Annotated in this window: 21 protein-coding genes and 1 riboswitch; of the genes, 11 read left to right on the forward strand and 10 right to left on the reverse strand. The window is 41.1% G+C overall.

From position 1 onward, the window contains the following. Nucleotides 1–9: 9 nt before the first annotated feature. The 5 genes from LPTSP_RS12370 to hrcA form a co-directional block, all read right to left on the reverse strand. On the reverse strand, nt 10–969 hold the full coding sequence (locus LPTSP_RS12370) for a Gfo/Idh/MocA family protein (protein ID WP_108929038.1): 960 nt from the start codon (nt 967–969) through the stop codon (nt 10–12). 20 nt (nt 970–989) lie between these two features. Further along, a complete protein-coding gene (dnaJ, locus tag LPTSP_RS12375; RefSeq protein ID WP_108929039.1) occupies nt 990–2,117 on the reverse strand; it encodes a molecular chaperone DnaJ in 1,128 nt (375 codons plus the stop codon). 7 nt (nt 2,118–2,124) lie between these two features. Next, entirely contained in the window at nt 2,125–4,059 is a 1,935-nt protein-coding gene (gene dnaK, locus LPTSP_RS12380; protein WP_108929896.1) for a molecular chaperone DnaK, read from the reverse strand. Nucleotides 4,060–4,158: 99 nt separating this feature from the next. Continuing rightward, complete coding sequence (grpE, locus tag LPTSP_RS12385; protein WP_108929897.1) at nt 4,159–4,713, reverse strand: nucleotide exchange factor GrpE; 555 nt, start codon at nt 4,711–4,713, stop codon at nt 4,159–4,161. Nucleotides 4,714–4,743: 30 nt separating this feature from the next. Next, a complete protein-coding gene (gene hrcA, locus LPTSP_RS12390; protein ID WP_108929040.1) occupies nt 4,744–5,772 on the reverse strand; it encodes a heat-inducible transcriptional repressor HrcA in 1,029 nt (342 codons plus the stop codon). A 270-nt stretch (nt 5,773–6,042) separates the two neighbouring features. Between hrcA and LPTSP_RS12400 the strand changes: the two genes are divergently transcribed. The 7 genes from LPTSP_RS12400 to LPTSP_RS12430 all read left to right on the forward strand — a co-directional run bounded on the left by LPTSP_RS12400 (nt 6,043) and on the right by LPTSP_RS12430 (nt 11,559). Continuing rightward, nucleotides 6,043–7,737, forward strand: coding sequence for a methyl-accepting chemotaxis protein (locus tag LPTSP_RS12400; protein WP_108929042.1), 1,695 nt, complete (start codon nt 6,043–6,045; stop codon nt 7,735–7,737). Nucleotides 7,738–7,801: 64 nt separating this feature from the next. Continuing rightward, on the forward strand, nt 7,802–8,116 hold the full coding sequence (gene ppnP / locus LPTSP_RS12405) for a pyrimidine/purine nucleoside phosphorylase (RefSeq protein WP_108929043.1): 315 nt from the start codon (nt 7,802–7,804) through the stop codon (nt 8,114–8,116). A gap of 38 nt (nt 8,117–8,154) precedes the next feature. Beyond that, entirely contained in the window at nt 8,155–8,847 is a 693-nt protein-coding gene (locus tag LPTSP_RS12410; RefSeq protein ID WP_108929044.1) for a TMEM175 family protein, read from the forward strand. A gap of 35 nt (nt 8,848–8,882) precedes the next feature. After that, a riboswitch (cyclic di-AMP (ydaO/yuaA leader) is annotated at nt 8,883–9,010 on the forward strand. Between the two features lie 92 nt (nt 9,011–9,102). Further along, complete coding sequence (locus LPTSP_RS12415) at nt 9,103–9,810, forward strand: universal stress protein (protein ID WP_108929045.1); 708 nt, start codon at nt 9,103–9,105, stop codon at nt 9,808–9,810. A 163-nt stretch (nt 9,811–9,973) separates the two neighbouring features. Continuing rightward, nucleotides 9,974–10,498, forward strand: coding sequence for a hypothetical protein (locus tag LPTSP_RS12420; protein ID WP_108929046.1), 525 nt, complete (start codon nt 9,974–9,976; stop codon nt 10,496–10,498). Nucleotides 10,499–10,598: 100 nt separating this feature from the next. Then, nucleotides 10,599–11,138, forward strand: a complete 540-nt coding sequence (locus LPTSP_RS12425) for a Crp/Fnr family transcriptional regulator (RefSeq protein ID WP_108929047.1) — start codon at nt 10,599–10,601, stop codon at nt 11,136–11,138. A 1-nt stretch (nt 11,139) separates the two neighbouring features. Beyond that, nucleotides 11,140–11,559, forward strand: coding sequence for a cyclic nucleotide-binding domain-containing protein (locus tag LPTSP_RS12430; protein ID WP_108929048.1), 420 nt, complete (start codon nt 11,140–11,142; stop codon nt 11,557–11,559). A gap of 13 nt (nt 11,560–11,572) precedes the next feature. Here the strand turns inward: LPTSP_RS12430 and LPTSP_RS12435 are convergent, their stop codons facing one another. Then, the gene (locus LPTSP_RS12435; RefSeq protein WP_108929049.1) at nt 11,573–12,010 is read right to left on the reverse strand and encodes a DUF1564 family protein; all 438 of its coding nucleotides are present in this window, start codon (nt 12,008–12,010) and stop codon (nt 11,573–11,575) included. 118 nt (nt 12,011–12,128) lie between these two features. Between LPTSP_RS12435 and msrA the strand changes: the two genes are divergently transcribed. After that, on the forward strand, nt 12,129–12,659 hold the full coding sequence (gene msrA, locus LPTSP_RS12440) for a peptide-methionine (S)-S-oxide reductase MsrA (RefSeq protein WP_108929050.1): 531 nt from the start codon (nt 12,129–12,131) through the stop codon (nt 12,657–12,659). On the opposite strand, the gene LPTSP_RS12445 is transcribed toward msrA, so the two are convergent. Further along, nucleotides 12,653–15,034 (reverse strand): PAS domain-containing sensor histidine kinase, encoded by a 2,382-nt coding sequence (locus LPTSP_RS12445; protein ID WP_108929051.1) that lies wholly within the window; start codon nt 15,032–15,034, stop codon nt 12,653–12,655. The two genes, msrA and LPTSP_RS12445, sit on opposite strands and share 7 nt — an antisense overlap. Before the next feature lie 232 nt (nt 15,035–15,266). On the opposite strand from LPTSP_RS12445, the gene LPTSP_RS12450 reads away from it, so the two are divergent. From LPTSP_RS12450 to LPTSP_RS12460, 3 genes are all read left to right on the forward strand, one after another. Next, nucleotides 15,267–15,971, forward strand: coding sequence for a fatty acid desaturase CarF family protein (locus LPTSP_RS12450; RefSeq protein ID WP_108929052.1), 705 nt, complete (start codon nt 15,267–15,269; stop codon nt 15,969–15,971). A 78-nt stretch (nt 15,972–16,049) separates the two neighbouring features. Then, nucleotides 16,050–17,114 (forward strand): alpha/beta fold hydrolase, encoded by a 1,065-nt coding sequence (locus tag LPTSP_RS12455; RefSeq protein WP_108929898.1) that lies wholly within the window; start codon nt 16,050–16,052, stop codon nt 17,112–17,114. Nucleotides 17,115–17,128: 14 nt separating this feature from the next. After that, complete coding sequence (locus tag LPTSP_RS12460) at nt 17,129–18,055, forward strand: alpha/beta hydrolase (protein WP_108929899.1); 927 nt, start codon at nt 17,129–17,131, stop codon at nt 18,053–18,055. A gap of 6 nt (nt 18,056–18,061) precedes the next feature. On the opposite strand, the gene LPTSP_RS12465 is transcribed toward LPTSP_RS12460, so the two are convergent. The 3 genes from LPTSP_RS12465 to LPTSP_RS12475 are packed head-to-tail and all read right to left on the reverse strand — an operon-like array spanning nt 18,062 to nt 20,846. Continuing rightward, entirely contained in the window at nt 18,062–19,225 is a 1,164-nt protein-coding gene (locus LPTSP_RS12465; RefSeq protein ID WP_108929053.1) for a M48 family metallopeptidase, read from the reverse strand. A 21-nt stretch (nt 19,226–19,246) separates the two neighbouring features. After that, nucleotides 19,247–20,203: a YjgN family protein gene (locus tag LPTSP_RS12470; protein WP_108929054.1), complete on the reverse strand. Its 957-nt coding sequence runs from the start codon at nt 20,201–20,203 to the stop codon at nt 19,247–19,249. Between the two features lie 31 nt (nt 20,204–20,234). Next, complete coding sequence (locus LPTSP_RS12475) at nt 20,235–20,846, reverse strand: uracil-DNA glycosylase (protein ID WP_108929900.1); 612 nt, start codon at nt 20,844–20,846, stop codon at nt 20,235–20,237. Between the last annotated feature and the right edge of the window lie 83 nt (nt 20,847–20,929).

Below are 20,929 nucleotides of genomic sequence, written 5' to 3' on the forward strand. Positions count from 1 at the left end.
GCTGCCCGATCAGTTTTTATGTATCTCATTCAAAATTCTGTACGCGATCTCCAGAGTTTGGATATCGGATCTTCCATCTACTAAAGGTTCCGTTTCTTTCAGGATACATTTTACAAAATGTTCATGTTCCTGTTTTAAAGGGTTATCCTTGTGAACAAAGATCTTTTCCACAATGGATTCTTGGCGATACTTGATCTCTCCGGTCCTAAGTAGAATATCCGAAGTGGCTTGTCTATGAAGCTCGATCTCTTGGTCGCTAAAATCCAATGTAATGTACACGTCTTTTTGAGTGATATTCAGGGTCCGAATTTTGGATTGTGTATTTCTGCTCGCGGAAATATTCGCAATCGCGCCGTTCTCGAAATGAAGAATAACGGATGCAATATCTTCGTGACCGGAAACCACTTTGGTACCCACTGCACTTAGATATTTGACGGGAGATTTTACCAGATTCAGAACGATATCTATATCGTGGATCATCATATCCAAAACTACCCCAACATCCTTAATTCTAGGATTAAAAGGGGCTAATCTTCTGGATTCGATTAACAGAGGTTCAGTCACGATCTTTCCGAGTTCCAGAACCGCTCCGTTAAAGCGTTCAACGTGACCAACTTGCAAGACCAGATTATTTTTAGAAGCAAGCTCCACTAACTCTTTCGCTTGTTCTAAAGTTTCTGCGATCGGTTTCTCTACCAAAACATGTTTGCCTGCGAGAAGCGCCTTCTTACCGATCTCATGGTGTAAGAATGTAGGCACCGCGATGATCACAGAATCAGTATGTTTGATCAAATCGTCTACAGTGGAGAAGGCAGAAGTCTTATGCTTTTCCGCCATCTGTGTCGCTCTTTCGGAATCGGAGTCGTAAATACCTATCAGCTCCGCATCGCTTAACGTTTTCGCCACGTTTACGTGGTATTGGCCCATATGGCCAGTTCCGATTACCCCGATCTTGACTTTGTTAGTCATGAAACTTCCTTTTGTGGATATTACTTATTGGTAAAAATCTTACCCTTGGAACCGGAAACTGATTCTCCGGACTCTCGAGCAAATTCTTCGATCAATTCTCTTTGACGTCTGGTCAGTTTTTTAGGGATCTCTATGCGAACGATCACATGTTGGTCCCCTTTTCCATACCCGCCTAGATACGGAATTCCATGACCTTTTAAACGGAACACTTGGCCTGACTCGGTTCCTTCCGGAATTTTCATCTTCACCTTTTTGCCGTCTATGGTTGGGACTTCTATATCCCCGCCTAAGATAGCCTGGGTTAGGCTGATCTTTTTGTTTAAGATCAAGTCGTTTGCTTGGCGTTCGAATAATTCATGTTTCTTAATATGTGTTACCACATATAGATCGCCGTGAGGACCTCCGTTAGGTCCTGCTTCCCCTTCTCCGGAAACTTTTAGTCTGCTACCGGATTCGATACCAGGAGGGATTTTAATATTGATGGTGCGTCTTTTTTCTACCAGACCTTGTCCATGACAGGTCTTGCATGGGTTGGAGATGATTGTACCTTTTCCACGACAAGTACCACATGTAGTTGCCACGGAGAAGAATCCCTGAGATCTACGGATCTGACCTGAGCCTCCGCAATCTGGACAAGTAGCAGGTGTGCTTCCCTTGTTCGCGCCGGAACCTCCGCAATCCACACAGGTTTCTAGTCTTGGGATCTCGATCTTGTATTCTCTGCCTAGAGCTGCGTCTTCAAGAGAAACTTCTAAATTATAACGAAGATCTGAGCCACGTTGAGGACCGGACCTGCGTGCTCCGCCAGCCGCTCCTGCTCCTCTTCCGCCTCCGAAGAAGTCGCCGAAAATATCTCCGAAATCACCGAAGATATCAGAGAAGTCAGTGTATGCTCCTCCGCCGAATCCGCCTTGAGCGCCTGCACCCACTCCGGCCTTGCCGTACTGGTCGTACATGCGACGTTTATTAGCGTCTCTTAAAACTTCGTAGGCCTCGGTAGCTTCCTTAAATTTCTCTTCAGCAGCTTTATCACCCTGATTCTTATCAGGGTGATATTTGATAGCTAACTTCCGATACGCGGACTTGATCTCTTCGTCAGTCGCGGATTTGGAAACTCCGAGGATATCGTAGTAACTTTTGTCACTCATGTCTTAGTTACTTTTTCTCATCGTCCACTACGGTATAGTCTGCGTCCACGACCTTTTCTCCCTTAGCTTGGGAATTGTCGGAACCTTCTCCAGCTCCCGCACCGTTAGGTCCTGGACCTTCTTCCTGGCCTGGAGCGCCTTGGGAATAAATTTTGGAACCTATTTCCGAAGCTCTCTTGGTGATAGACTCTTTCGCAGCATTGATACGACCGATATCTCCAGATTCGATCGCTTCTCTTGCACGTTTGATCTCGTCATTCGCCAATTGTTTTTCGCTGTCCGAAAGTTTGTCCGCAGCATCTGTAACCGCTTTTTCCAAAGAATAAGTGATAGTGTCTAACTCGTTCTTAGCTTCCACAAGTTCTCTAGCGGCCTTGTCCGCAGCGGCATGAGCCTCTGCATCTTTTACCATTTTAGAGATCTCGTCTTCGCTTAATCCGGAAGATGATTCGATACGTATCTTTTGCTCTTTACCTGTTCCTAGATCTTTTGCAGAAACATGCACGATACCGTTCGCATCAATATCGAATGTAACTTCGATTTGAGGAACACCTCTAGGTGCAGGTGCAATTCCGATCAGATCAAATCTTCCGAGTGTACGGTTGCCGGCAGCCATGTCCCTTTCTCCTTGGAGAACATGGATAGAAACTGCATTTTGGTTGTCCGCAGCGGTAGAGAACACCTGGGATTTTTTAGTTGGGATCGTAGTGTTTCTCTCGATCAACTTGGTCATTACACCACCCAAAGTCTCGATACCGAGTGAAAGTGGAGTTACATCCAAAAGAAGAACGTCGGAAACTTCTCCCGCCAAAACTCCACCCTGGATAGCGGCACCGATTGCAACTACTTCGTCAGGGTTCACGGAACGATTCGGTTCTTTTCCGAAAATTCCTTTTACAAGTTCTTGAACAGCAGGGATACGAGTGGATCCTCCCACTAATATCACTTCGTCGATGTCGGAAGCTTTTAAGCCAGCATCACGTAACGCGTTCTCGCATGGAATACGAGTTCTTTCCACCAAACGGTTTGTCAGCTGATCGAACTTAGCTCTTGTAAGAGTCATGTCCAAATGTTTTGGTCCGGTTGCATCAGCAGTGATGAACGGAAGGTTCACTTGAGTGGACATGGTTCCAGAAAGTTCTATCTTAGCTTTCTCTGCAGCTTCTTTCAAACGTTGAACGGTATTTTTATCTTGGGAGATATCTATCCCGTATTGTTTTTTGAATTCCTCGATCATCCATTCCATGATGACCATATCGAAATCGTCCCCACCCAAGTGAGTATCACCATTAGTGGATTTTACTTCGAATACTCCGTCTCCCAGCTCAAGGATAGAAACGTCGAAGGTTCCTCCTCCTAAGTCGTAGACAGCGATCTTTGCGTTACTCTTCTTCTTATCGAAACCGTAAGCAAGCGCGGCAGCGGTAGGCTCATTAATAATCCTTTCCACTTCCAAACCTGCGATCCTACCTGCGTCTTTAGTAGCCTGACGTTGTTCGTCATTGAAATAAGCCGGAACTGTGATAACTGCCTTGGTCACTTTTTGACCAAGATAATCTTCCGCAGTTTGTTTCATTTTCTGAAGAACACGAGCGGAAATCTCCTGAGCGGTAAATTCTCCGTTAGCAGTTTCGAATTTTAATCCGTCGTTTCCGCTGCGGATCACTTTATAGGAAACGTGCTTCATCTCTTGCTCGGTCTCGTTGAATCTACGTCCTATAAATCTCTTTGCAGAACGGATCGTGTTCACCGCATTAGTAATTGCTTGGTTCTTAGCGAACTGGCCTACCAAAGTTTCTCCCTTAGCGGTAAAAGCAACGATAGACGGAGTAGTTCTAGCACCTTCGGAGTTTTGAATTACTACCGGATCTCCACCTTCCATTACGGAAACGCAGGAGTTTGTGGTCCCTAAGTCGATCCCGATAATCTTCTCTTTTGACATTTTAGTTTCTCCTTCCGCCATCTGAGTCCTTCCTCTTGGCGGCTATTTATGATTTATTTCGTTCTATTCAAGGCGTCTTTGCGCCTAACGACCAAAGCATCAAGCTTTGGGTCTTCCGATCCTCACTCTTGCAGGCCTTAAGGAGAACTTATCTTCGTTTTCCTTAATATAGAATCCTGCCTGATAGACTTCGATCACCGTTTCTTCTTTGTACTGATCCCCTTCTTCCGAAGATAATGCTTCCATTAAAGTTGGATCGAAGGCTTCTCCCTGAGGATACTGCCTAAATACATTAGATCTCTCCAATACGGAATAAAATTCCTTCAAGATCATTGCCACTCCGTCTACGAAAGGTTTTACTTCCTCCGTAACGTTTACACCGGAACCTACACGATCCAAATTATCGATCGGATTCAAAAATTCCGTTACCAAAGATTTGACGGCTTCTCTTTTAATATTAGAAAATTCTTGTGCAGATCTTCTCTTATAATTCTGAAACTCGGCTCTTTCCCTGGTCCAAGAATCTTTTAGGGATTCGATCTCCTTTTTCGCAACTTCCAATTCCTTACGTAAAGTTTCCTCTACGCTTTCCGGTTTTTGGGAATCATCCGAATTCTCTCCGGTAGGCGTTGCGACCGCTTCTTCTTGACTCATCTCTCTATCGTTTCCTTGCATAGTTCATTACTACTTACTAATACGCGTAATCATCTCCGAAACTAGTTTCGAAGTAAAATCCACAAGTGGAAGCGCTCTATGATAATCCATCCTCTGCGGACCGATGATCCCCATAGCGCCTATCCTTTTCTCTCCCATTCTATATCCGGAAGTAATGATGCTCACTCCGCCCATTCTTCCGTCCCCATCCTTTCCTATGACGGTATAAACTCCGTCGTGTTCGGAATATTCTCCGAACATTCCGGTAAGGAATCTTTTATCATCCAGTAAGGAGAGAACCTGGTTGAGCTTTTCCTCTTCGTCCTTAAATCTTCCGTATAAATTCTTGAGACCGTCGATATATAAAGAAACTTCGGAGTTATCCGGCGTCATAGCGGCGGCGAGAACTCCGGACACTTTATAAAAATCTAATGGTCCATCTTTTCTCAGTAAGAGAGAAGGTATCACCTTCCCTTGGATCTCGAACATATCATAACCTTTTGCGTTATCGTTCAGATACTTAGAGATCTGATACAATTCTTCCTGGCTATAATTCCGATCCAAGAATACGTTCCGGTTCAGCACCGCTCCGGAGCGCATTACCATGATCATCAGGACCTCGTCCCCATGCACATGGATCAATTCCACGTGTTTAAGAGTGTCCAAACTTTTTGCCGGCCCTAAAACCACTCCCGCAGAATTGGAAAGACTAGCGAGAACGCTTGCAGTCGCCTTCAGGATTTGCTCCAGTTTGAACTGCATCTTCAGGTATTCTTCCTGGATCCTTTGTTTTTCTTTAATGGTTAACTCATAAAGAACCACTAAAGAATCCACATAGAATCGATAACCGATCTCTGTAGGGATCCTGCCGCCAGAAGTATGTCGAGAAGCAAGATAACCCATCTCCTCCAGCTCCTTTAAAACGCTGCGTATAGAAGCCGGTGACAAACCTATATCATGTTTGTCGAATAAGGTCTTAGAGCCAACAGGACGGTTCTCTTGGATAAACTCGTCCACCGTGGCCTTTAGGATCATCCTATGTCTTTGGGATAGTTCCATATTGATTCTTATTGGCACTCTGGAAGTTAGAGTGCCAAAACACCTTTCAAGTTTCCGTAAGATTCCAAAAAAGTCAAGAATTTTGGATTTTAAGCAGACCGAGAGCCTGGCTGACAGAAAAAATGAACAAAAATCATCCCATAAGGGATATAAATGAGCTTTCAATCACTGGAACTTCTGGGTCCGTAGGATCCAGATCTAATTACAATTTAAGACTGACTTAGAATAGGTTCCAAAATATGCTCTCGTCCTATACAGAAAGGAATCTCGATGCTATTCAAACTTAGGCTCTATTACTTTATTTCTTATTCTATTTTTACTTCTTTGGTCCTAGGTTCCGTACTCGGAACATTCACCATATTTGGAGTGATTCCTGCTGAAAAACTCGGATTCGCTGCTTCTGTCTCCGCTGGAGTAGGAGTTTTCTTTTCCTTTTGTATGGGAATTTTTTCAGGCACCTGGCTTGCTAAGACATTCCAAACCATACAAGATTCATTTAAAAAGGTCAGCAAAGGGGACCTAACTGCGAGAATCGAAACAAATTCAAAAGATCTACTTTTCGATTTTTACGAAAGTTTTCATAGAATGCTCCAAGGCCAATCTGAGTTGATCGGGTTGATCAGAAGCACTGCAGAAACTCTTTCAACCGATTCGGGGGAAATGAGAACTGTGGTTTTAGATTTCGGCTCCAATATACAATCCCAGTCGGCAGCTACAGAAGAAGTTTCCGCATCCATTGAAGAAATTTCAGGAGTGGCAACTTCCATCTCTTCCATCGCAGGAGAGAATGCAAATAGCATGAGCAATTTGGTTTCGGAAGTGGAAAAACTCTCTTCTGCGATCGAAAAAACAAAAGGGCAAGTTGACGAGACCTTAGGTTCCTTTGAGGATATTTCGAAACGTGCGGAGAAGGGCTCACAATCCTTAACCTACATGGGACAGGCTATAGACAATCTTTCCAAAAGTTCCAAAGAGATTTCCAAAACAATCGGGAATATCGCGGACATCAGCGAAAAAATAAACATGTTAGCGCTCAATGCATCTATCGAGGCAGCAAGAGCGGGAGACGCAGGAAGAGGTTTCGCGGTAGTTGCTGACGAGGTTTCTAAACTCGCAGAAAGAACTGCACTCAGCGTGAGAAGTATCAACGAATTGGTGAAGAAGAACCAAGAAGATATGTCCCAAGGTTTAGAAAGAATTCAGCTCACCACGAAAGAGATCCAAGAAATTATAGAAACTATAGATAGGATGTCCACTCAGATCAAAGAAGTCAGATCCGCTGTCAATTCCCAACAAGAACTCAGAAACTCGGTCTTAAAGGAAGCGGACTTCGTTTTCAAACGTTCCGACGAGATCCGAAATGCGGTAACCGAGCATAATATGGCTACCAGAGAAGTTGTCGATTCGGTTTCTTCTATCAGTAATTTGGCGGTGAATAATTCCGAGAACAGCGATACCTTAGCTGAAAGAATTTTAGGAATTTCTAATACTGCAAACAAACTAGGAAATACTGTGGGAATGTTCAAGATCGCCTCCAAAGCAAGAGCAGCGGAGAAGGCTCTGGATCCAAAAACCCACGAGCTCAAGTTCAAATCCGCGATCGGAAAATTATATTACGTTAAAAAATACGATTTAGTAGAGATCGTCTGGACAGAAAATTTCAGTTACGAAGGTTATCGGGAAATGTTGGAAAAGGGCCTCGAAATTGTAAAAGAATTCCAGGTATCCAGATGGATGGCAGATACTTCTAATATGGGAATCGTTTCTGCAGAAGCGCAAACTTGGGTTAACGAAACCTGGTTCCCGAAAGCGATGGCTTCTCCTTTAAAAAAAATAGCGATCGTGATCCCTCAATCAGTACTGTCGGAACTTTCTATCGATACTAAATCCTTAAAAGCTGGTAACATAGACTTAATCAATACTCCTTCGAGAGAAGAAGGAATGCGTTGGTTGGTCTCTAAATAAGAAATTATTTGGTTTCGCTATAAGCTCCGTTTTAAATTTTAGTTTCGGAGCTTGATATTATAAAATGCAACAATTCGAGAACGTAACAGTAATTAAAAAAGCGAACGTATACTTTGACGGAAAGGTCACCAGTAGAACTGTAATATTCTCCAATGGAGAAAAAAAGACACTAGGTATCCTAATGCCCGGAGAATACGAATTCGGGACCGACGAAAAAGAAATTATGGAAATTTTAGACGGAGATCTTTTAGTCCAACTGCCTGGAAATCCTGAATGGAAGGAGATTAAAGGAGGACAATCTTTTGAGGTCCCTGCAAATTCCAAATTCAAACTGAACGTTAAAAAGTTAAGCGACTATTGCTGTTCTTATCTTAAGTAATCGACTAATGCCGGGGAAACCCGGCTTTTAGGAAAACGATGGCAGCTAAAAAACCTAAGCCCGAAAAACAAATCACAACTAGCGAAACTCCTCTACCTGCTCCCGTTTTGAGCGAATCAGGACGTACTGTAGCCTATAGCGACGCAATCTTTTCTATAGCCTTAACTCTAATGGCGCTTGAAATAAAGATCCCCAGTCCGGAACAGATCGGCGCCAAAAATCTATTAGTCGCCCTGGGAGAAGCATGGCCCGCATATTTAAGTTTTTTGATCAGCTTTATGATCATCACTGTTGTCTGGACCAATCACCATACTATTTTTAGATATGTCAAGTATGTGGATCATAACTTAACTATCCTAAATAATTTACTTTTATTGAATATAATCATCATTCCTTTCTGTTCCGAAATGTTAGGAGAATACATTCTTCTTGGCAATGATAACTCTAAAATTGCTGCTTTGATCTATGGAGGTTGGATAGCTTTAGGTGGCATTCCTTTTAATCTAGTTTGGAGATATGGAGTTAAGAAAGAATATCTCAGAAATCCGGAAGCGAACCTTGCGGAAATCGAGGTGATCTCCAAACATTTTATAAAAGGTCCTTATATTTATTCTTTTGTCACTCTTCTCGCATTTATAAATGTATGGTTGAGTATTTCTGGATTCATAATACTGATCTTAATGTATTTGATCCCGACTACCTGGCTCTTTCGAAAGAAGAAACAGGTTTGAACTACTTGACAAATCTGTTTTTCTAGCTACACTTCGTCTCGAGTCTGCTTAATCCGACAGAAGTCGGAGCGGAGGAACCAATTTTTGGGGCTAACCGTTCTCACGGGGGAAATCTCTCTTTCCTAGCCCGTCAGCTAACTTCGTAAGCATGGAGAGAAGACAGGAGTCCCTCCCAATCTTCCCGGCTCATTCTGATCTCGGGATTTTTTCATCCAGTGAAATAGTTCCGGGAAAATTATTACCTAGGAGGCGAAAATGAAAGTTCTAATTTCGTTTGCTAACCCCAAAATGGGAGCAAAACTTTTCGGGCTAACAAGGGCACTATTCTCCAAATCCAAAGAGAATCTTTCCATAGTTGCGTTACACGTCGTTTCAGTAGAATCCAAATCGGAAGGGTTCCCAATATTAGAAGAAGATGAAATCTTCCAAGCGGTTAGAGAAGAAGCTGCCGGTTCTGAATTCAGTTTTGAAACAGTAGGATTTCCTTCTGACTGGATCGTTCCAGGGATCGTAGAGATCGCAAAAAGTAAAGAGATCGATTTACTTCTATTAGGCGCCGCACGTTCTTTATTTTCCGAAAATTTGCTTGGTGGAAAAGTAGGAGATGTGCTCAGACATTTGTCGGATCTGGATATTGCAGTCCTCGCGGATAACGGACTAGTCTCTCCGATCGAGCCGATTATCTATTCTCCAGGTTTGGATTCCGCTCCGCTTTTTCCATTCTCTTCCGGTCTTTCTACATTTATAGAAAAACCGATCCCTGTACTTTCAGGAGTCAACCAATCGGAGTTCGGACTTACCCAATCCAATCAGTTTAGACCTTGGATCCCATTTTCTTTAAATGCAGCCGCAGATCAAACTAAGAACCTAGCGATCCTTGATTATGATACGTATAAATCATTTCATTCGGTTCTATTAGACAGAAAAGGACTCTCTTTTTTGATCTTAAGAAAAGGAAATTGAATCTAAGTTTCGAGAAAATTATACTCGCAGTACAACAATTTCTTCGCAGCGTTATTTACATAAGACCGCATTACTCAAAATAGGCGGTCTTACTTTTCAATATAATCTTTTCCTTGCCTGAAAATAGAAAGAGTTAGATCCTTTCCGAAATCGGAAGGCGCACTTGAAGTCCAAAATTTTAAATCCTGTTCTAATTCTTTTCATTTTATCCATAATCTCTACCGTATCAATATTCATTTTTGTGATGACTTATTCTTCTCCTACAACAAGAAGCCAAGCATCCGCCACAAACACTGAGATTGCAGGATTGATTTGGCTGGTAATTACTGTATTAATTTTATATAATTCAGGACTGGCTTCATTTCGGAACCTATTCTTGGAAAAATTTTCGGAAGCCCAAGAAGGTTTAGGAAGTCCAAAGGCGATGTTTTTCAGCGTTGTGAGCCTTGTATTATTTTTACTAGGCTCCAAACTTGGAAGTTTGTTAAAAACAGAGATTAGCACTCCTGAACTTCTCATGGCAGTTCCAATCCTATTCGTAGCAACTTGGGAAAATTTTCTGACCAAAACGATTCACTTAAAATTCAGATCGGTTTATCTGATCTTTACAGCTGTATTCCAAATTATAGTTTATATAAGTTTTATGCTCTCTTTTCTAACAATGGCTAGCCTGGACGGATTCGACTAAAATCTGCTCGAACTCCATTTTAAAACAGATCGTTAAAAACGATCTTTGAAAAATTTTAGATCCGGTTTGGATCTATTGATTTTTTCCCGTCTCACATAAAATGCCGACCATTCTGGACTTCGTTCATAGCGTTTTTACCCGGGTGTATCCCAAAGATTCCTTCATATTCAAAGAAGGAGAAGAATCCGACGGAAACATGTATTTCCTTTTCCAAGGGCATTTAATGGTCAGCAAGAATCGCCCGGATGCCGGAGACAAATCCATTAAGGAAGTTTTTCCTGGCGAATTTTTCGGAGAGATCGCTTTGATTTCCGGACGAGCCAGAGCCATGTCTGTACAAGTTCTTTCCCCTTCTGCAAAGGTGGGAGTACTGAACAAAGGTGTTTTCGAAAAACTGGAAAAAACAAGTCCTCAATTCTTGCTCTTACTTCTCAAAAACACTTTCGAAAAATTGAATCGAGCAGAGATGAAATTGGAAAATCTATATACAGAGATCCACAAAAAGGAAGAAGGATCCAAAGGTATAGAAGAACCGGCAGCAACAAAGGCGATAGAAGTTTCAGAAACTTCTGAAGCTACAGACTCCGAAACTGCTCAAGAAGAAACTACAGCAGAAGCAGCAGGAAATAAGGAATCATAAGATGGGAATTAATATTTTAGAATTCATTAATAATGTATCCGTTAAGACCTATCTAGCCGGAGAAGATGTTTTTAAAGAAAAAGATCCTTCCAATGGGATGATGTACTTCGTATTCACAGGAGCCCTAGAGATCAGAAAGTCTTACGATGGAGAAGAAAGAGTGATCCGAAATTTGGAGCCCGGAGCGTTTTTCGGAGAGATCGCATTGATCAATAATGTGCCTAGGGCTGCGACCGCAAGAGTGATCACAGAAAAAGCAAAAATAGGGATCTTGGATCAGGAAATGTTCTATAGGATCGGACAAACGAACCCTAAGTTTTTTTCGATCCTTCTAAATACTACGATCCAAAGATTGGTTTCTGTAGAAGATGAGATCTCAAAATTAAGTTCAGGACAACCTATCCATCCGATCCGTAGCTAGGATTAATTTCCGATCAGGCTACCTTCTTCTTTTTGTAAACCTCCGAAGAAGGAGAATTCGAAAAGTACTTACTTAACAAAAACGTAAATAAGTAACACTTTGAAACTCCGTGTTTTCTCGAATAGTTTCCGAGAAGGTTCCAATCTTCTAGATCCGGCCTGAAATTCAGACGGCTCCAGTCTTTCTGTTTACCTTTTTCCTTTTTTTGATACATCATCAAAGCGGAGTCCGGATTTAGTTTTTCTTGGAACTGAAGATCCGGTCCATATAATTCTAATAAATCCTTTAAACATCTGGCTCCTGGCCTGGATCCACTCCAGTTTTTCAGGTAATTTTTATACAACTTATCCGGCAGGATCAAGGTGCAAACTGGCATGGATTCTCGGGGAGATTTTGCTTTCCAAGATTTACTTTTGATGGGTTTGGGGTTTAATATTAATTTGAACTTCATACCCGTCCCGGTCTCAGTTCCGGCTTAGCGCTTACGTTTTTTCGGGAGAAATTCGGAAAAATGTTTCCGAGAACCGACTTTCTGACCTGAATCAAATCTAATAAGAAAGGAGGGTGGAATGTCGGAACAAAAAGATCTGGAATATGCAGTTTTAGGTGGAGGATGTTTTTGGTGTGTCGAAGCGATCTACCAATTGGTGGATGGAGTAGAGTCCATTGTCTCCGGCTATGCGGGAGGACATGATCCTGCACCGAATTATAAATCCATTTGTACCGGGCTGACAGGACATGCAGAAGTGATACGAGTCGGATTCGATCCTAGTAAGATATCCTACAAAAACATTTTAGAAATTTTTTGGGAAGCGCATGATCCAACGACCAGGAACAGACAAGGCAACGACGAGGGGCCTCAATACAGAAGTATCATCCTATACGAAAATCAAACGCAGAAAGAAATTGCGGAAGCTTCTAGAACGGAGGCAGGTCCTAAGTTTGCTTCTCCAATAGTAACTGAGATCGTTGCGTTAGAGAAGTTTTTCCCTGCGGAGAATTATCACCAAAATTATTTCAGACTGAATCCAGGGCAGCCCTACTGTCATTACGTGATCCGTCCTAAGATAGAAAAATTCCTAAAAAAGAAAACTTATTGAGGCAGTATCACTAAGAACGCAGTACCATTGGGAGAAGTTTCGAAACCGATAGAACCGCCGTGATTTTCCACAATACGTTTTACAATATCCAATCCTAATCCGGAACCTTCTCCCGGAGCCTTGGTTGTAAAGAACGGTTCGAAAATCCTTTCTTGGATCGTATCCGGGATACCTGGACCGTTATCCGAAATCTTAATGCAAATCTGATCTTTTTCTCTGTCGCCTACGTTTATTTTTAGGATTCCTTTGAAGCCCATTGCTTGTGCAGCATTATAGATCAGGTTAGTCCAGACATGTAATAGATCATCTGAATATCCTTGAACAATAGGAATTCCTGCTTCGTATTCTTTAATGATCTCTATACCTGACTTCAATTGATTTTGGTAGATTGTAAGTACCGTATCTATACTTTCCCTTATATCCACAGGAGCTTTTGGTCCACCGTTACTGAAATGAGAGAAGTTTTTAAGCGCATATACGATCTTAGAAGTCCTGTCTACCGACATATCCACCAATTTGGAACTTCTGCTTGCTTGGATCTCATCCAACGCATATTGGATGACTTGTTGGATTTTTTCTCCGGTGAATAATTTGGGAAATTCTTCGAGCGCTTCTTCTAATCCGGCTTCTATCAAACCTTCCGCCATATTTCTGGATTCTAATATCCCAAGTTCTTTAAGCCTAGATTCTAGGATTTTTGTTTTAGCTCTTACTATCTTTGGTGGAAGAATTTCTTGGTAAGCTCTTCCTTTTTTTAATAAGGTCTGGAATTCTAATTGGGCCTCGTTGCCAAGATTTTCTAAGACAGAAGCCGCTTCCTGCATTCTTTCTAAGACGCGGTCAAAATGATTTTTGACGGACTCATTTGCCGCTCGGATCACTCCGATCGGATTATTGATCTCATGTGCGATCCCGGCAACTAATTGTCCTAGTGAGGCCATTTTTTCGGAAAGTATCAATTGGTTTTGGGTCTTTTGAAGATATTCAAGCGTGGACTCTAATTCCGCTTTTTGTTTTGCGATCAATTCGTTCTGGGAGGAAATTTCATTATTCAGAATCCTTAATTCTGCCGCTTCTTTTTTAGAAGAAATATCTTTTACCATATTGATCATACGGGTTTCTCCGTCGATGATCGCAAATCGTGTAGAAAATTCTACCTGTATCAAACGCCCGTCCTTTGCTTTGAACGTTATTTCTTCGTTATATAAAAATCCGTCTTTTCTGATCTTTTCCTTAAAATAGTTTCTTTCGGCGGAACTCAACCATATGCCCAACTCCACGCTAGTTCGACCGATCGCCTCTTCTCTTGTATACCCTAGCAATTCCGTAAAACCATCGTTGATATCTACGTATTTTCCATCTTCGAAATTAGAGATAGAAGTAGCGTAAGGACTCAGTTTGAATACTTTAGAGAACAATTCCTGACTTGCTTTAATCTCTTCTCCCGCAATATGTTTCTCGGTGATATCTTGGCCTGTTCCATATCCCATTATGGAATCTTTATATTTACCTTTGGCCAAAATATATCTAGTCTTTCCGTCATCTCCCTTTGCTCTAAAAATAAATTCTGTAAAATAAGAAGGGTCATTAAAATGTTTTGCTCCTTCTGCAAGTTCAGATAGAATTTTATCCCTATTATCTCCTTCTACGTATCTCTCCAAAAATTGATCCATCAAGATTGTTGTAGATCCTTTTGCGGTTTTATCTCCTAACATGATGCGGTATTCTTTGGATAAGGTTACTTCCTTAGTCTCCAAATTAAGGGTGATCCCGCCCAACTTGGCGTCTATCTGCGCTCTGGATAATTCTTCTCTTATTTTAGATAATCCTGATAGACCAAATTTCATTAGGATCCAAGCCATAAATAAGCCTACGGAATTTCCTATGAATGCTGACCATTCTCCTACAGGATAATTCGGAGCCGGTATCAATCCCTTGGATTTTAGATATATGCTTAAGAGTCCTGTAAAGAAGGATAATAGAGTATAGAATAACGCTCCAACTTTTCCCAAGATCAAAGAGGCGAGCACTATGATGATCATAAACTGAGAGAATGATGTGGCATACACTCCGCCTTCTCTCATAGATACAATACAAAGGGCCAACCATTGTAAAAAGATCATGATATTTGCGCCCAGTTTTACCCTTCCCGATTTCGCAAGAAGGTGGCAAATGATTACAGCAGTCGGAATGAGATAGAAGGAATAATAAACGTTTTTAGGTTTTTCAGAAATGAGCGGATGAATGATCCGATATAAGACCGCAACTGCAAACGTGACATACATCAGACCATAAAGAAGTTTGATCGAAACGTCTTTTTCGGGGTCGGCGGACAGTGGAGGATAAATTGATCTTTTAAGACGTCGTAAAATCATTCTTTATGCCGTGGACTTGCAATTAAGAATTTCTTGCGTAAGATTGAAAAGCGGGATTTAGAAATCCAAATAAAATTCAAGTATATGAGAACATTCCGTTAATCCGAAATATCTAAATTCTGAATCGATCTATCTCTTATGTATCGGTTTCGAAAGGATCCTTTTTTTACCAAGGCAAAGGATCCGGTAAAAAAAATTTTGCAAACTGAGAGCTATGGTATAAACAAGAACCATGGACTTGCTGAGAACTTTATTCCCTTCTCCTTTTAAGATCCATAGACTCGTGGAAGTTCTAAGTATACTTTTATTCTTAGTTTTTTCAGGACTATGCCTGTATGAATTCGGAACATTATCTTTATCGATTCTACAGGACTCTCCCTGGATTTTCTTATCCGAACTTGTAGCTCTCTTATTCTTAGCTTATATTACTGCGGACTTTCTTTCCGGCTTTGTTCATTTTTTGGGTGATAGTTTTGGGAATGAATTCACTCCTTATATCGGTCCTGCTTTTATTTTTCCTTTTCGGGACCATCATGTGGATCCCAAAGGTATCACCCGGCATGATTTCGTGGAGACTAACGGAAATAATTGTCTAGTTTCTCTACCCATTCTTCTATATTGTTTTTTTGCTCCTCTAGAAAGCGGCGTTTTTCCTTGGGCTAGGACATTTTGGATCCTTGTATTAGTCGGGATCTTTTTTACCAACCAAATCCACAAATGGGCCCACCAAGATAAGCCGAACAAACTCATTCGATATATGCAAAAAAAGCGTTGGATACTTTCTCCGGAACATCATAAAATACATCATACGGCTCCGTACGATACGTATTTTTGTATTACGACAGGTTGGTGGAATCCGCTGCTACACAAGATCCGATTTTTTCCGGCAGTGAAGAAGTCGGTGAACTCCTTTCTAAGTCTTCTCCACCTCGGATAATACGAACATCGTTCTTTACTTCATTTTTGGTCTTGAATTTTCCTTGATTCCTTTTCGGCAAGGAAGATGATCGCGGGTATGCTTCGTTTTCTTTTCGCATTCTTCGTATGCGTACCGCTAATCGTTTCTTGTTCCGCGAATATCGCGTTAAAAGGAGAGATCCTTCATCCTAAAACCTCTGATGGTTGGGATCTCACTCTGGAACATTTTCCTCCTCTTCAAGGAACTTCTCATAAAAAATTTCCTGTGATACTTTGTCACGGATTCATAGCGAATCGTATCTATCTTAAGATAAACGAAAAGTCGTCCATAGTAGCTCATCTTCAAAAAGAAGGTTACGATGTTTGGCTTTTGGAGTTGAGAGGAAAACAAGAAGCAGGATCCCCTTCTTTATTCTGGGGAGACAAAACTTTCGATTATTCTATCGACGATTATATAAAACAAGATGCGGACGCTGCGATCCAATATGTTCTCAAAACGACCGGCAAGGAAAAGGTGAACTGGATCGGGCATAGTATGGGAGGAATGCTCCAATACGCAAGACTCGGAAGTTTAGGAGAGAGCAGAGTTGCGAACTTTGTAGCGATCGGTTCTCCTGCGATCATGGATCCGCCGTCCGATGTTCTAAAATTATGGTCCAGTTTTACTTGGCTCATGAATCTTTGGCCGGCGGTTCCGACTGAAACCTGGTCAGGGGTAAGAGGAGGAACAGGGCTCCCTATCTTTCCTAAAAGAAGTTTCGAAGAAATTTTTTGGCACGCACCGAATATAGAACCTAAAATTGTATCCGGGATCTTTACAGATTCCATCGCTACAGTTTCCAAAAGAGAAGCAAGACAAATGGATAAGATCGTAGAGACAGGACAATTCCGTTCTGAAGACGGAAAACTGATCTATTCGCAAAGTTTCGGAAATATCAAGATCCCAGTATTACTCGTTGCAGGTAGAAGGGACAAATTAGGATTTGCATATTCTCTCAGATACGTTTACGACCAGTTAGGTTCTACAGATAAAACCTTATTCGTACTTTCTAAAGGGAAAGGTTTTTCGGAAGACTATGGTCACACTGACTTAGTGGTAGGGAAGAAGGCGGATGACGAAGTATTCCCCACGATCATCCATTGGTTGAACAAAAGAAATTAATTCCGGATCATAAAATGAAATTCAAAAATAAAATCATATTCTTCTTATTTTCCATTTTTCTGCTTTTCTCCTGCACTCGATATGCGGTGATCACGGAAGAAACTTTTAAAAATCAGACCGCAAATATTGCGTCTAACGTATATCTCACCAACTTCTTAAAACATAGCTCTGATTATCCTCCGGTCCTACTTTTGGATCCTATCCTTGTGAATAAAAAGTCTTTGTATCTTGGAGATTATAACGGGCTGATCGGAGTGTTGAGTGGGAACGGATTCTCCGTATTCCTTTTACATTTCGAAGTATATCCTGGATTAGATCTGAAAGAAGTGGGAGAAAAACTGATCCCACAAGCTGTCTCTCAGGTTCAGGGCCTAAGTAATCGTAAGGATTATATTTTAGGCGGGGTCTCTGTAGGAGGCCAGGCAATTCTTCATTATATCCGATCCAAAAAAGATCCTGCAATCTCTAAGGTTTTCTTTTTAGGGACCGGAATGGATTATAAATACAATGATAGTTTCATAGATGATATGAAAAAAGAGAAACGATTCGGCACCGACCTTTCCAATTCTTGCAAGAATAAGGATAGTTTCTGCTCTAGATTTATCTCCTTGGATGAGGACAATCCTACCACATTATATCTTTACCAAACATTATGGAATTATCTTCCTTCACTCGAAGAAAATCCAAAAGTTTGGGCTGATTTCGAGTTAATGGATTTTCCTACTCTTTTTGTAGCCGGTAAGTTAGACAATATCGCGACGTCAGAATCCATTCATCCAGTATATCGCAGAAAAAGAGGATTCACTCAGTTTTTAGAAGCAGGACGCGACAATGGAGGAAAGATAGACTACGATCACCTTTCCTTATTTGCGCATGAATCCGCTCCTTCGGATATCTATCAAAAGATAGCAGATTGGTTAGCTAAGAAGAAGGGAGAGTAGAAGCTCCTACAGACCCAAAGGGTTCTTAAATTCTTTTTTAGGTTTAACTGGAGAACAAAGTTCTCGAATGCGATTCCATTCTTTATTAGATATTCCTAATTTTCCTTTAGGATATTCAGGATGAGAGATGATATTCTTTACATATTCAATCCTGTCTTCTGTGGCAGGATGAGAACTTAAAAAATCAGGGACCTTTACTGTCTCTTGCTCTTCTTCTCCCTCTACAGGAGCATCGTATTCTTCTTGGATCCTTTTAAAAAAGGTTAGGAAACCTTCTCCGGTTAAATTTGATTTTTTTAACTTTTCTAAAGCAACCTCGTCCGCTTCGGACTCGTATTCTCTGGAAAATTTTTGGTCATATATGGTAACACTTAAGACCTCATACAGAGAGTCCATATTTTCCAACATGTCTACTCCCTCGAAACCGGAACCGATACCTAAGGATAATAATAAAACATTTCCGGCAGAGCTGATCTGCCTTCGAACCCCATGTCTTTTATGAATATGAGCCATCTCGTGAGCCAATACTCCTGCAAGTTCTTCCGGAGTTTCCGTCTTTTTTAAAAGTTCCGTAAAAACTACTATGGTCCCGCCAGGCATAGCGAATGCGTTAAACACCTCGTCATCGATCACTATAATATTGTAATCAAAAGGATCGTCCACGTCCTTCAGCTTCTTGCTGATCTTCTTCATGGTAGATTTTAAACTGGGAGAAGAACATTCGGAAAAATAATCTCGGACCCATCCGGACATTACCTCGGATTGTTTTTTATCGTAACTGGTGGGGACAAAAATATAGGCGTAAGAAAGTACTGTATTATAAACAGAAAAAGCCAAAAATGCGGTCAGAATTAAAGCTCCAATCTTAAGAGCGAAGTTCGTATTCTGCCAAATATCCAAAAATGGGAATTTCTTCTGGGACTTTCTTCCTACAAGGATAGAACTATAACTTTCCTTTGAGTAGAATACGATAACGAAACTAAACCTAGGATTTTCCGGATTTCGGATCTCTAATCTGAATTCCCTTCCAACAGGATCTAGGTTTAGAATATCAGAATATTGAAAACTAAAGGATTTCTGTTCCGATAGAAATACTAGTTTGTCTTTCTCCGGAACCAGATCTCCTTGAAAAGGAATCGCGGTTTTTCCATCGTATAGTTTATCTTTCATTCGTAATGTCTCGGATCGGAATTAATCAAAGATGTCCGCCAAGGCCTCCAAAGAACTTTCAAATCCTTCGGCCAATGCGGAAGCTCCCTTATCATATTCAGGCTGGATCTGTGTAAGATCCGGTTCCACTTCCAAGGAAATCGCTTCGTAGAATAATTTATACCAAATTACCGCAATCCATGGAAATACTAAGCCTATTGTAAAAAGGATCGAAACATAAGAAATAATCGTATAAACTAATATATCTTCTCCCTTTAAATCGGATTTAAACCTGATCCCGTTTACGGTGGTTTGATTCCAATAATAGTTATAAACATTTGCCTGCCACCAAGAAGCATAAAACCCTAATGTAGGCAAAATAAGAAGGAAACCTTTCAGATGGATCCAGAATAAAGATCCTCCTGTACCATGAAACTTAAATCCAGCGTTCCCGTAATATGTATTCTCTATCTGGAATCTTTTCAAACGGATCGTAAACCAAGAAGAATAAAATCCGAAAGTGACGATTATAAGAGGAAGTCCAACCAGAAAAATTTTAACAAGTTCTAGGACTCTTCCTGCAAAATGAAATCTGATATTGTTGTAGGACGTCCTACTTAAATGGAATCTTAATCTTCCCACAAAAATAAAAGGTCCTAATATGTATAAGAGAAGAAAGATCGGAATTACGTTGGAGAGAGGTTCAAGCTCTGCAGTAAACACCCACCATTTCAAAGGGAATTTAATCGCGCAAAATAATATAATCGCGATCGGAGCTGCTTTCAAAAATCCTAAAAATCTTTCCAGACCAGTAGCATGAAAATCGAATCTTTGTCCTAAGAAAATAGTATGTTGTCTTAAGTATCTTTCTACCCTTACTCTTGCCCAAAAAGAATAAATACCTAAGGTACTGATCGTAGCTAAAGCATTAAAAAGATATAATTTAAGTAGGTCCCATCCGTCTCCGTCAAACTTGGCGCGAGTCGTTGAATTTTCCATTCGATTCTCCTGAAATATACTCTCTGATTACTTATCCCGGTCGTTTCCAATCCAGTCGGTCCAGGACCTTTTTTATATCTTCCCAGACATCTCTTTTTAAGGGACTATTCTCTCCACCGTTGCGGATTACGTAGCTAGGATGATACGTCGGCATAACAGGGATCCCATGAAAGTCTCCCCAATGTCCTCTGAGTTTGGTAATCCCTTCTTTGGTTCTCAGGATAAATCTAGTGGAAGGATTTCCTAAGGTTATGATCACCTTCGGTTGTATGATAGAGATTTGTCTAAGCAAAAAAGGAGAACATGCAATCACTTCGTCGTCTTCGGGAGGTCTGTCTTTTTCGAATTTTAGGTCCACAGTAGGTCTGCATTTAGTAATGTTCGCGATGTAAACACTGTCTCTCGGAACTCCCATCCCTCTTTCTATAATTCGAGTTAATAATTCTCCTGCCTTTCCTACAAAGGGCCTGCCAGTAAGGTCCTCTTGTTTGCCCGGACCTTCTCCTATGAACATGACTTCTGCATTCGGATTCCCTTCTCCGAAAACGGTTTGGGTCCGAGTCGTACTCAATTTACATCGAACACAGGGAGCCACTTCTTTGGCGATGATCTCCAGCTCTTGTTCTTTTGAAATTTCACTCATACCTGCTCTTATCGATAAAGAGAACCCGTTATCCTGCAACCAATTTCTAAAAAAGTGGCTGGAAGATTTTGAACCATTCTTTA

Origin of the sequence: Leptospira johnsonii (assembly GCF_003112675.1) — a bacterium.
GTDB classification, from domain to species: domain Bacteria; phylum Spirochaetota; class Leptospiria; order Leptospirales; family Leptospiraceae; genus Leptospira_B; species Leptospira_B johnsonii.